The organism is Archangium lansingense (assembly GCF_026626635.1).
GTDB lineage: Bacteria > Myxococcota > Myxococcia > Myxococcales > Myxococcaceae > Archangium > Archangium lansingense.
In genome coordinates this window covers 23,421-35,157 of the sequence record NZ_JAPNKA010000002.1, presented here as the reverse complement: position 1 = coordinate 35,157, position 11,737 = coordinate 23,421, and the positions used below count along the sequence as shown (strand labels likewise).

Sequence of the window (11,737 nt, the reverse complement as noted above, 5' to 3'; positions counted from 1 at the left end):
AGGTGTCCCGGGCTACTTGGTGAAACGCGGTGGAACCTTGATTGATTTGAGCTTGGGGTTGTTGGGGTCGGCCGCCTTGCGCTTGGCGGCGAAGCGCAGGACGGAGCCCATGAAGAAGCGCTGCAACTTCACGTTGGCCCAGGCGGCGGCCTGCTCGACGGCGGCCAGCTCCAGCGGGTGGGCAGTCACGGACAGCTGCTCCCCGTAGCTTTCGTCCTTGCGCTCCGGGGCGTCGTACTTCCACTCGGGTGGGCGGGTGGCGACGGCTGGGTCCCCAGTCGGCACGGCGGGGGTGAAGCCCAGGAGCGTGGCCTCCTCCACGGCCGCCGTCACGAGGAGCGTGGACATCTCGACCTTCGTGTCGGGCGTGGAGAGGGCGTCGCAGAGCTTCTCGATGAGGAGCGCCTCGTCGGCGTAGACCCGCACGGTCTTCTGCTTGAAGTTGCGACTCATCTTCTCGCCCCCGGGGGAGGGGCTTTTCTTCTTCGCAGGCACGGGGGGATTCTGACACAAGCGCCCACCGCTGTGGGTAGGTTCGACAGCTCACTTGGGCTTCTCCTCGATGTGCTTGCAGGTGGGGTAGCCCGAGCAGCCTACGAAAGGGCCCCGGGCATTCTTGCCCGGGCGCAGGCGGCGGACGCTGCACTTGGGGCAGGTGCGATTGAGCTTCCGGGCCTGGGCGAGCTCCTTCTTGTCCCAGGTGCCCTTGCATGCGGGGTAGGTGGAGCAGGAGAGAAAGTCCCCCTTGTCCTTCATGGGCGCGGTGAGGCACTGGGGGCACTTCTCGTCCACGGTCTCGGCCAGGTCGCGGGTGCCCTCGCAGTCCTTCTTGAGGCAGCGTGCGTAGGGCCCGTGCTTGCCGCGGGTCCGCTCCAGTGCGCCCTGGCACTTGGGGCAGGGCTCCGGGTGGGGTTGGGCGTCCACGTCGCCCATGTAGCCGCAGCCGTCCTTGTCGAGGCAGCGGACGTAGGGGCCACTCTTGCCCTGCACCTCCTCCATGGCCTTCGTGCAGCGAGGGCAGGGGCGCGCGGCGGCCTTCACGTCCAGGGGGGCCGTGTAGTCGCACTTGGGCGTGGCCCGCCACCGGCTGCAGGCGAGGAATTCGCCCCGCTTGCCCGGGCAGAGCAGCAGCTCGCCCTCCCCACAGCGGGGACACTGCTTCCCGGTGGGCTTGGGAGCGTCGGGCGCGGCCGCTGCGAGCTCGGGCCGCTTGCGCAGCAGCTGCTCGACGGCGGAGGGGGCTGCCCCCAGGCGGCGCTCGAAGTCGGCCCACCAGGTGCGCAGGTGCTCCACGTGGGAGGCCTTCCCCTCGGCGATGGTGTCCAGCGTCTCCTCGAGCTGGGCGGTGTAGTCCACGGCGACGAGGGAGGCGAAGGCCTCGGAGAGGACCTCGTCCACGGCCTGCCCACGCACGGTGGGGGTGATGAAGCCCTTCGAGTCCTCTTCAATGTACTGGCGCCGGAGGAGGACGCCCTCCTTGCCGGCGATTTGGGCGTAGGTGGAGGGGCGGCCGATGCCGGTGCGCTCCATCTCCTTGGCGAGCGAGAGGAGGGTGAAGCGCGGGGGCGGCTGCGTCTGCTTCTTCGCGGAGTCGATGGCGACGAGTTCCAGGGCCTGCCCCACCTCCACGCGGGGCAGCTCGTCCTGCTTGTCGTCGTCGGCGCCGGCGTCATCGACGTAGTGCTGCCACCCCTCGAAGGCGCGGACAGCGCCGCGGGCGCGCCACGAGGTGTCGCCCGACTCGACGACGACGGTGGTGGTGTCGTAGACGGCGGGCTTGCACTGGCTCGCCAGGAAGCGGGCGCGAATGAGCCTGTAGAGGGCGGCCGCGTCGCCGGCGAGGCCTTCGGGGAGGTCCTCCTCAAGGCTGGTGGGGCGGATGGCCTCATGGGCTTCCTGGGCGTTGCCCTTCGCCTTGGCGACGTTGGGCTTGTCGGGTAGGCCCGCGGGGAAGTCGTGGGCGATGAAGGCGCGCGCTATGGCGAGCGCCTCCTCGGAGAGGGCGGGGGAGTCCGTGCGGTGGTAGGTGATGTGGCCGCCCTCGAAAAGCTCCTGGGCGAGCTGCATGGTGGCGTCGATGCTCAGCTTGAGACGGCGCCCCGCCGCCTGCTGGAGCTCCATGGTGGTGAAGGGCGCGGGGGCCTTCCTCTCGGAGGGCTTGCGCTCCACGTGCTTCACCACGTGCGGCCCTCGGGCCCTGGCGACAACCGCGTCCGCCTCGGCCTGAGAGGAAAGCTGGGTGTCCTCCACCTCACCCTTGTCGTTGAGGGTGGCGTAGCGGCCGACGAGTTCGTTGCCATAGCGCGCGGAGAGCGTCCAGTAGTCACGGGGCCTGAAGGCCTTGCGCGCCTTCTCACGCTCCACCACCAGGTGCAGGGCGGCGCTCTGCACCCGGCCGGCGCTGTGGTTCTTCCCGAGGGGCTGGAGGAGCGGAGACACCTTCCAGCCGACAATGCGGTCCAGAATGCGGCGGGCCTGCTGCGCATCGACGAGGGCGGTGTCCAGCGAGCCCGCTGCCTTGAGGGCTGCCTCCACGGCCTTTGCCGTTATCTGGTCGAAGCGAGCGCGCGAGTAGCGTTTGAGGCGCAGCTCCTGGGCGAGGTGCCACGCAATCGCCTCTCCCTCCCTGTCCGGGTCCGAGGCGAGGAAGACGTGCTCGGCGTCCTTCGCCGCGGCGCGGATGCGTGCGAGGAAGGAGGCCTTCGGCTCGAGCACCTCGTACTGGGCGCGGAAGGTGGACAGGTCCACGCCCAAGTCCTTGAGGGGCAAGTCACGAACGTGCCCCCCACTGGGGAGGACCTGGTAACCAGCGCCGAGGAACTGCTGAATCTTCTTGGCCTTGGTGGGGGACTCAACGACGACGAGCAACACGGGTTACCTCAGAAGGGTTGATCAACGAAGACGAGGAAGCAGGTGCCCTTGGGCACCGGGCGCGCGGAGGACTCGGAGGGGCGCGCAGAGTTGCGAACGGCGCGGCCGCCAGCACCCGCCGCACCCTGCAGCAGCTCGCCGCCCAGGCCTCCCGGGCTGACTGAGCCGAGCACCCGCTCGGCGGTGGTGAGGGCGGTGTCGCGGGCGTCATCGCCAGCGATCGGCCCACCCGAGAGAATGACGGGCAGGCCCGGGCGCCTGTCCTTGCCGTAGAGGAGGCCCGCGAACGATGGGGAGCCGCGGCCAGGGATGGTGAGCGTGTCGCAGCTGCCGGTGAGGCGCGCGGCGCTGATGCCGTGGCCAGTGCAGACGAGCGTAGAGGTGCGGGGCACGGCGACGACGTCACCGGCCTTCACGTCGGTGGACACCACGGCGGTGAAGGGGGCGGACTGCGACGGATCCGCAACCGCGGTGAGACAGGCGGGGAGGAAGGTGCCGCGGGCGACGGAGGCGGAGCTGGTGGACGTGGGCGGGGCATCCGCGAAGCTCGTGGCCATCGAGGTCGCGAGCGAGCGCCGGGGTTGCCGGGCGGGCGCTTCGGCCTCGGGAGCGTCCGCTTCCGGGGGCGGCAGCTGCGTCACTCTGGGGGCGGCAGGCTGCGTCACTCTGGGGGCGCGGCGGGTGGGCGGCGCGGTGGCGGGCGCAGGAGGGGCCGTCTGCTCGACGGAGGGCCCCCCGGACGCAGAGGGCTCGGCAGGCAGGTCGGCGAGGATGGGCGGGTCGCCGTTGGGCATCAGGTCCTGGAGCGCCCGCTCGCGCTCAAGGCGCTCCTGGTGCGCCGTCTTCACCTCCTGGCGCGTCGTGCGTGAGGAGTCCTCCGTGTCTGCCCAGACGTGGACGAAGAGGGCGCCGCCCCCGAGAAGGAGGAGGAGCACCACCAGGGGGACGACGACGGCCCGCGGGTCCGCCCCCCGTGGGTTGTGGATTTCGGCCGCCAAGGCCGTCCGCTGCCTTTCCAGCGCGTCCGGCTTCTTGGGGGGCGGCGTTGGGACGGAGGCAGGAATGGAGGGCCGCGCGGGGGCCTGGGCCACTGGTGCGTGCACCACCGGCACGGGGGCGGGCGCGGGCGTGGGGGGCACAGCGGGCGGCGGCACAGCCGCTGAGGGCTCGGCCACTGCCGAGACAGGGGGCGGGGGCACGGATGGGCCCTCCGGGTCCTCGGGCTCAAGCGGGCCTGCTAGGTCCTCGGGCTCCGGCGGGCCAGCCAGCTCGGCCGGCTCGGGCGGCATGTCGTCGGTCAGGGGCTCGGGCGGGAGATCAGGGTCGTAGGGGGCGGGTTGCTTAGGAGGAGTCATCGCGGAAGGGCCTCTAGAAATGGAAGGCGTCCACAACAACGGGGCGGCCGTCGCCGGTTCTCTCGGTGAGATGGAGTGCGTAGGAGGCGGCGGCCTCAGCGCCCTCGGGGAGCTCAAAGCCGATGACGCCCTTGGCCACCTCGCGGAAGGCCAGCTCGTCGTCGGAGAGGAGCAACTGGGTGTCGTCCACGGGCTGGCTCTCACCTTTGCCGTGTAGCTGGTAGAGGGCGACTTCCCCCACGGCGAGCTCGTCGCGGCCGCGGTTCTCCACGGCGAAGCGGACGAACACCTTGGAGCCGAGGCGACACAGGTGGAGAACCTCGAGGCGCACGTCCCCCTGGCGCGTCTGACGGCCCACGGTGCGGCACTTGGGCGTGTCGAGGAGGGCGCTGAGGAGGACGCGGGTGCTGCTCTCGGCGAGGCGCCGGGTGAAATCCGCCTCCAGCTCGGCCCGGGCCTTGGCCACCTGGTCGCGAACGAATTGGGACTCGGCCCCCCGGTTGGGGAGGGTGAAGACGACACGGGCGTCAGCCTGGGCCCGGTGTGCGTACTCAACCAGGAGGGTGACAGTGAGGCGTGACTTGAGGCGCACCGTCACCGTCATCTGAAACTCGTCGGCTGGAGGGCCGTCGCCGCCCTCCTCGCGCGAGAAGCGCAGAGGCTTCACGGCGATGTAGTTGTCATTGTCGAATGCCTGGAGGACGAAGAGCGCCGGGCTCTTGTCGAGGTTGGGGGAGGCGCCATCCACGCAGTCACCACAGGAGGGCGGCGAGGCGAAGCCCTCGGGAAACTCCACCACCGTCTGGAAGCCCGGCGCGGTGCGAATCCGGTACACCTTGTTGGCGCGCTTTTCGTCGAGCTCCAGCACGCGGACCTCCTGCGCCACCAGCGCGTCGGCAGCCGGCGCGGCCACCTCGGCGGGCGTGACGGGAGAGGGCACGGGCTGCGGGCGGGGCGACTTCGCCGGCGCGGCCAGGGCGAGGAGGAGGCAGAGGAGGGCAGCGGTCTTCATCGCGCCCCCTTCGGAGCGGGCCCGGGCGGCACGGGGCTCGCGGAGAGGGTGGGCGGCGCCACCGGCGTCTGGGGGAATTCCTTCTCCAGGTGCTCCACGAGCAGCCCGTTGAGCGTGGCGGGGCTTCGGGGGACGACGACGAGCGTGGCGCGCACCACCACGGGGCGCTTCATCAGCGGGGCGCCATAGGCGTCCTGCCGGAAGGCCTCCAGCACGCCGCCGAGTTGCACGAAGTAGCGCACGGGGCGGCCCTGCTCGTCGGGCGCAACCTTCACCTGGGTCTGCGCCGGGTCGAAGGTGAGCGCGGTGCGCACGTTGCCCTGCTCGAGCTTGGCGAGAGTGGGGTCATCCTTCACCACGTCGCGGTAGGCGTGGGAAAAGCGCTGGGTCATCAAGGCGAGGGCCTTGCCCAAGTCCCTCTGGACGCTGCCGCTCGTCACCTCGAGCAGGTAGGTGGAGACGAGGCGGGAGACGTGCTCGGCCTCCTCGGGCCCGGGCGCGGCGCTGGGAAGCACGTTGCCCACGAGCTCGGCGCGGCCGAGCTGGTCCACGCGGATGGCGAGCAGCGGGCGGGTGGCGAGGAGGACAAGAGCGCCAGCGAGGAGGACGACGGCGGCGAGGAGGACCAGGTTGAATCGCTTGTGGAAGCGCGCCGAGCGGGCGACGTCGTCCCACAGCTCGAAATGCGTGGAGGAAGTAGGCATGGGCATGGAGGGGCTAGGAGGCTTCAAACGTCCTTGGGGCGGAGGGGGTGGCTGTCCTCGTGGGCCGGGGCCTGGTGCTTGCCGCCAACGCCGCCGGGCTGCTGGTGAGTCGAGGCACCGAGACGGCCACCGATGAAGGAGCCGACGGCGCCAGCGAGGCCGGTGGCGACTTGCTGAGCCGTCGCGGCCGAGAAGATGGGGGCGACGGACTGGCCGATGAAGTAGGCGACGAGCCCCGGCACCATGAGGGGCAGCACGGCGAGGAAAATGAGGTTGGTGATGACGTCGATGAATCGCGTGTCGAGCAGCGGCAGGTTCTTCGCCTCGAGGAGGTACACGGCCATGCTGTCGCCGATGGTGCGGTACACCACCGCGGTGGCGACGCTCCAGCAGCTCACCTGAATGAGGCAGCTAAGCCACACGCGGCCGGAGGGAATGCCCAGCATGCTCGCGGCGAGGAGGAGCGGGCCGAAGCAGTAGAGGCAATTCCAGACGATGGCCTGCGCGCCCTGCAGCTGCGCGTGGCCGAGCAGCGCGAAGAGCCACGAGAAAAAACCCACGGCGACGACGGCGCCGTCCTTCGCGCCCTTGGCCACGTCGAAGAAGGAGAAGCTGTAGTCCCGGAAGCTAGCGGACACCTGGAGGAGTAGCTCGCCCAGGGCCTCCATCTTCGACTCGGGGTAGATGGCGACGGCGAGATTTTGCCCGGCCGCCCATATCCACTGCGCAAGGTAGGAGTAGGCGCCCAGTGCGGCCGCGGCGAGGCCCAGCTCGTAGATGATGATGCTGAACTGCGGATCCTGATTGGTGGCCTTCTTCCAGTGCGCGAGGGCGATGCGGATGGCGGTGCACAGGGCGAGCAGTGGCCAGGCAAGCCAGTAGGCAGTGGCCGGGGGCCCGGAAAGCACCGTGTCGAAGAGGCCGTACTGCCCGAGCTGCGTCATCGCGGGCCTCCGGTTGGGAAGTCCACCTCACGCGGGGCGGCGCGGCGGAAGGACTCCTTCATGCTGGAGCCGAGCCGCTCCCAGGCGGCGTCCCGCTCCTGTTGCACCGCGGCACGCGTGGTGGCCTCCTCCTGGCGCTGAAGCTCGAGGAGGGAGAGTTGCTTGGCCTCGAGCTCCTGGAGGCGGGCCACGCCCACGGCCGTCATGGCGCCCGACTGCGCGGCGAGCTGCTGCGCCTTGCCAGGGGCGGCAGTGGTGGACTCCTTGAAGACGGCCAGGGCCGCCTCCTGGGCGGAGAGCGCGCTGGCCTGGCGCCGCATGTAAAGCTCGGCGAGGCCCGCGTCTGCCCGGGCCATGTCGAGCTGGAAGAGGCCTTCGGCGGCGGTGGCCACGGGGAGTGGCCTCGCGAGGGAGGACTGCACGGAGGCGTCGTCGAGGAGGCCCTGCACCTCACGGGAGACGCTCCAGGCGGCTCGCGCGTCGTAGGCGGGGGCTGGGCCCGCGCCAGCAGCCTCGCGGCGGCGGGCGGCGTCACCGTAGGCGTCCACGCCCAGGTTGACGTTGAGGGCAGGGCGAAGGCCACCCTCCCCCAGCGGGCGCGTGAGGTCCTGGCCGAGGGAGAGCGCGTCGGCCAGCTCCGGGTTGGCGGAGAGGAAGGCGCGGCGCCCCTCCTTGAGCAGGTCCTCGGGCTTGTACGAGGTGAATTCGCTGACGCCGGCGTAGACGCTGCGCACGAGGGCCAGGTTCTCGCGGGCGGTGGTGACGGTCTGCTGGAGCTGCGCGAGCTGGTCTCCCATGGAGAGCGTCTGCCGGACGTTCTCCATGAGAATTTGAAGCTGCAGCGCGTTGGCCCCCGGGTCCACGAACTGGGCTCGGGCGCTGCCGGCGAGCAGCACCACGGCGGCGGCGAGGGGAAGGGTAAGGCGGGACGGCTTCACGTCTCGGGGCTCCGGTGAGGGGACGCGGGCGCACGTGCACCAGCATCCCCGTGGGGACACGTCGGACAGGACTCAAGGGCGCCGGGGCGGTGTGGGGTGCGGCGACTCGCGCGGCTACCCGACGTCACGCCCCTGAGCGCACGTAATAACATGCGATTTCGCGCACATGATTCCGGCGACGGGCTGACGGCGGGCTTGGGCCGAGCAGGCAGTCAGGCGGCTTCGACGCTGGTGGCCTCGCGGGGAGCACCGTGCGGGTGGTGCTCGACGAGGTAGCGGAGCGCGGCGAGGTGGTTGCCACCGAAGCGGCGCACCACCTCGGCCTCGAGGTCCCTGTCCACGCCGTCAGTGGTGTTCACCCAGTAGTCCCACGGACTCGGGGTGACGCGGACGATGGTGCTCTCGTCGCCGCGGCGGAGGAATACCTCGCTGTAGTGGCCCTTCTTGGGCGTAAGGCTCCGGAAGAGCTCCAGCTCGCGCGAGTTGAGTTGCAGCAGCTCGCCCACCTGTTCATGCCCCTTGGAGTGGCGCAGGAGGGCGAAGTTGGTGGCGTTGGCGAGGATCGCCGAGGCCTGGGGCACCGCGAGGAAGTCGGCGAGCTCCTGGGTGATGGTGACGACGCCCGCCTTGAGCTTGCGCGCCGTGCGGTACAGCTCGGCGATGAGCTGCGCGGCGGTGGGGTCCTTCAGGAGCTTCCAGACTTCATCGTAGATGACCCACGCGAGCCACCCGGGGGCGCTGCGCTTGCGGCCGATCATCGACCAGACATAGGCGGAGATGACCAGCAAGACGATGGTGCCGAAGTCGCCCAGGTCCTCAATCCCCTTGAGGTCGAAGACCACGAACGGGCTTCGGATGTTCACCTTCGTCTGCTGGTTGATGACGCGGGCCCGGGCTGTGGAGAGCTGCGCGCGCAGGGACTTGGCCATGCGGCGCGCGAGGGCGGTGCTCTCCTTGTCCTCGCCGGCGAAGGCCTCCAGCTCCTCGGCAAGGTCGGAGAAGATGGGCGGGCGCGCGCTGCCCACGCGCTCGTAGGTGGCCAATATTGCCTGCTCGAGGATGGAGGAGGCGATGATGCCGGGGGCGGGCTGGCCCGGGTCGGTGACGAGCAGCTTGGCGAGGCCCGCGAGAAACAGCACCTTGCCCGGGTTGGGCTCGCGCGAGGGGTTGCCCTCGTCGTCCGTGTAGAGGTCCTCGCGCGAGAAGAAGGGGTTGATGGCCATGCTGCCATCGAGCGAGACGGAGACGAAGTCGCCGCCGAGCAACTGCACGAGCCGGTAATAGCTGCCCTTCTCCTTGCCGCCCACGTCCACGACGATGAGGGGGCTTCCGAGAGCCAGCATGCTGCTGGTGGCGAGCGAGAGGACGTAGAACGTCTTCCCGGAGCCGGTCCTCCCGAAGATGCACCAATTCCAGGCCTCCGCGGCCGCGTTGGCGGCGTCGATGGCGTAGGGCTCACCCGTGCGGGTGGTAGCGAGGAAGAGCGGCCGCTTGTCGCCTGGGGCGGAGGCGTAGAGGGGCAGGAAGTCGGCGGCGTTGTCGGTGAGTACCGTCTGCCGGTGCAGCGCTTGGTGGGCATTGCCGGGCAGCATCCCGAGGTAACCGGGGAGCTGCTCCATCTGCAGCGTGGAGAAGGGCGTCCGCATGGCACGGATGAACTGCTCGGCCGCCATCTCGGTGTAGCGGTCGAGCTCCACGAGCGTGTCGGCGCCGAAGAGGACCTGGACGGACAGCTCGAAGAGCCGCTGGTCGCGGGCCACCATGGCGCGCATGGCGCCCTCGAGCTCCTCGGCCTGCTCCTCGGCTCGGACGTTGCGCCCCCAGCCAGAAGCCGCGGCGAGGGCCCGCTTGCGCCGGCGGTCGATAGACTCGTACCGGGCCTCGGAGTCCGGGACGGAGAGGCTCACGGACAGCCAGTGCGCGAAGGGCAGCCGGTTGGCCGGGAGGATGTGGGCGGCCTCGGTGGCGGGCGGAAGCGACTTCACGCCCATCACCCGGTAGGGACGCACCGGGTCGTCGAGGAAGAGGGTGTCGAGGTTGTAGGAGAGGCCCGCGTGGACGAGCTGCTGGCGCAGGCTGAGCGGGCGGTGGAGGTGGCGCTGCTCGGCGGCGAGGCCCGGAGGGGGCTCGCGCGCGGGCAGCTCCGGGGTGTAGTAGCGGGCGCGCGATGGGTTGAGGAAGCGGAAGACGAGTTCGACGAGTTCCTCCTCCCCCAGAGGCGTGAGAGGGACGCGCGCATCGAGCGCGCTGGTGAAGGCACGGGCCTTGGCGTCGAGATCCTGGAGCGCGGCCAGGTGCTGCTCCCGAGCAATGGTGGAGGCATTGCGGCGGCCGAGGAGCCTGTCGAAGAGGCTGCCACGCCCGAGGGGGCCGAAGGCGCGCGGCTTCGAGAGGAAGACGTAGAAGTCGAAGACGCGCAGCTGCCGGCCGCGCAGGAAGGCTGTGGACTGGGCCCGCTGCTCGCGGAGGATGGGATTCTCGGCGGCCGACAGCTCCGCGTAGGTGCGGAAGTAGCCCTCGCTCACCGGGCGGGACTGGCGGAGGACCTGGAGCTGGTAGCCGATGGGTAGCGCGTTGAGGGCGGAGCGGCAGAAGGCGGCCAGCGCGTTGCGCTCGGCATTCGGAAGGGTGAGGACGGAGAGAGGCCGGAGGCGGAAACCGCGGACGAGGGTGCCGTCCACCAGGGCGAGGGCTCCGTCTCCCACCCACCAGTAAGGCAGGTAGGAGGCGAAGGCAGACTCATTCAAGCTGGGAGGTGGTGGCATCTGGAGACTCCCGGTTGGGTGCGGCGGGGTACGGAGGGCAGGCGTCGGGCGCGTGGGCCGACAGGTGCCGAGGCTCTGTCAGGAAGCGCAGGAGGCCCACCAAGCCACCATTGGGGAACCGGACGCGGAAGACCCAACTGGCGGCTAGTGAGGCGGCAAAGGCCACGTGGGCATAGGCGGGGTGGAAGCCGATGATGTTGCCAGCGATGGCGACGGCGGCGAGCACGAGGAGGGGGAGGATGGCGTCCTCCTTCCCGAAGCGTGCGAAGCGGCCAGCGGCGTTGAGCTGGCGGAAGACGGGGGAGCGCTCGAGCCCGGGCTCCTCACGGGGCGGCGCCACGGGCTACCCCATCCACCGCCGGAAGAGCTCGATGAGGGTGCCGGCGCCGAGGCACACGCCAAAGCTGTTGATGGTCACCAGGAAGCGCAGGTTCCTGGTCATGGGTCGCCGGGAGTTGCCTGACTTCAAGACCACTCCCTGAGATGGGTGTGGCCGAGAAGTTGAGGGGGGGAGAGTGCGCCGGTGGAATCCACGGTCGCGCGCGTCCTGAAAAGACGGAAGGCCCACCAGTAGCGGCTGGAGGGCCCTCCTTGGAGGCGCGCCCTGGTGTGCGAGAGGGGCGAGCCGGTGAGGAAGAGGTAGCGCACTCCGGGGCGCGGCGCCAGAAGCCGGCGCGCGCAGGAGTGTCGTGGAGGCGCTGCGCTTCGTGGTGTGCGGCCGGCCCGAGTGTCGGCAGGTGTTCTTCCTCTGCTCTGCGTGCGACCGTGGCCAGCGCTACTGCGGGCCGCCGTGCAGTCGAAGGGCGCGGGCGGAGTCAATGCGCGCGGCTGGTGCGCGCTACCAGCGCACCCGGGACGGACGGCACGCACATGCCGCGCGGCAGGCGGCCTGGCGGGAGCGGCGGCGAGAGAAAGTGACGCATCAGTCTCCCGCTGCCGTGGCGCGGACAGCCAGTGTGCCCGTCGCGCCGGCCCCGGCCGCCACGCAGGTGGCCGCGGAGCCGAGCGCAGCGAGGCCACTGCCGCATGCACCGCCGCCCTCCATCCCCGCCTGCACCTCGTGCGGGCGTCAGAGTCCCTTCCTGCGCCACACCACGCTTGCGCGCACCCACGTGGGCCGGCGCTTCAGGGCTGCCCGTCCGCCGTGA

Annotated in this window: 10 protein-coding genes; 1 reads left to right on the top strand and 9 read right to left on the bottom strand. The window is 70.5% G+C overall.

Annotated features, from left to right (window positions below; translation table 11 throughout):
* Positions 1-12 precede the first annotated feature (12 nt).
* The 9 genes from OV287_RS55980 to OV287_RS55940 form a co-directional block, all read right to left on the bottom strand.
* Positions 13-453 carry a hypothetical protein gene (locus OV287_RS55980; RefSeq protein ID WP_267542652.1) on the bottom strand — a complete coding sequence of 147 codons (441 nt, stop codon included), beginning with the start codon at positions 451-453 and terminating at the stop codon, positions 13-15.
* Positions 454-543: 90 nt separating this feature from the next.
* Positions 544-2,871: a type I DNA topoisomerase gene (topA, locus tag OV287_RS55975; RefSeq protein ID WP_267542651.1), complete on the bottom strand. Its 2,328-nt coding sequence runs from the start codon at positions 2,869-2,871 to the stop codon at positions 544-546.
* Between the two features lie 8 nt (positions 2,872-2,879).
* Positions 2,880-4,226, bottom strand: a complete 1,347-nt coding sequence (locus OV287_RS55970) for a hypothetical protein (protein ID WP_267542650.1) — start codon at positions 4,224-4,226, stop codon at positions 2,880-2,882.
* A 13-nt stretch (positions 4,227-4,239) separates the two neighbouring features.
* Positions 4,240-5,238 carry a hypothetical protein gene (locus tag OV287_RS55965; protein WP_267542649.1) on the bottom strand — a complete coding sequence of 333 codons (999 nt, stop codon included), beginning with the start codon at positions 5,236-5,238 and terminating at the stop codon, positions 4,240-4,242.
* A complete protein-coding gene (locus OV287_RS55960) occupies positions 5,235-5,948 on the bottom strand; it encodes a hypothetical protein (protein WP_267542648.1) in 714 nt (237 codons plus the stop codon). Before OV287_RS55960 ends, OV287_RS55965 begins: the two co-directional genes overlap by 4 nt.
* 17 nt (positions 5,949-5,965) lie before the next feature.
* Positions 5,966-6,886: a hypothetical protein gene (locus tag OV287_RS55955; protein WP_267542647.1), complete on the bottom strand. Its 921-nt coding sequence runs from the start codon at positions 6,884-6,886 to the stop codon at positions 5,966-5,968.
* Positions 6,883-7,824 (bottom strand): hypothetical protein, encoded by a 942-nt coding sequence (locus OV287_RS55950; RefSeq protein ID WP_267542646.1) that lies wholly within the window; start codon positions 7,822-7,824, stop codon positions 6,883-6,885. Before OV287_RS55950 ends, OV287_RS55955 begins: the two co-directional genes overlap by 4 nt.
* A 212-nt stretch (positions 7,825-8,036) precedes the next feature.
* Positions 8,037-10,589 (bottom strand): VirB4 family type IV secretion system protein, encoded by a 2,553-nt coding sequence (locus tag OV287_RS55945; protein WP_267542645.1) that lies wholly within the window; start codon positions 10,587-10,589, stop codon positions 8,037-8,039.
* Positions 10,564-10,929: a hypothetical protein gene (locus OV287_RS55940; protein ID WP_267542644.1), complete on the bottom strand. Its 366-nt coding sequence runs from the start codon at positions 10,927-10,929 to the stop codon at positions 10,564-10,566. Before OV287_RS55940 ends, OV287_RS55945 begins: the two co-directional genes overlap by 26 nt.
* A 478-nt stretch (positions 10,930-11,407) precedes the next feature.
* On the opposite strand from OV287_RS55940, the gene OV287_RS55935 reads away from it, so the two are divergent.
* The gene (locus OV287_RS55935) at positions 11,408-11,737 is read left to right on the top strand and encodes a hypothetical protein (protein ID WP_267535216.1); all 330 of its coding nucleotides are present in this window, start codon (positions 11,408-11,410) and stop codon (positions 11,735-11,737) included.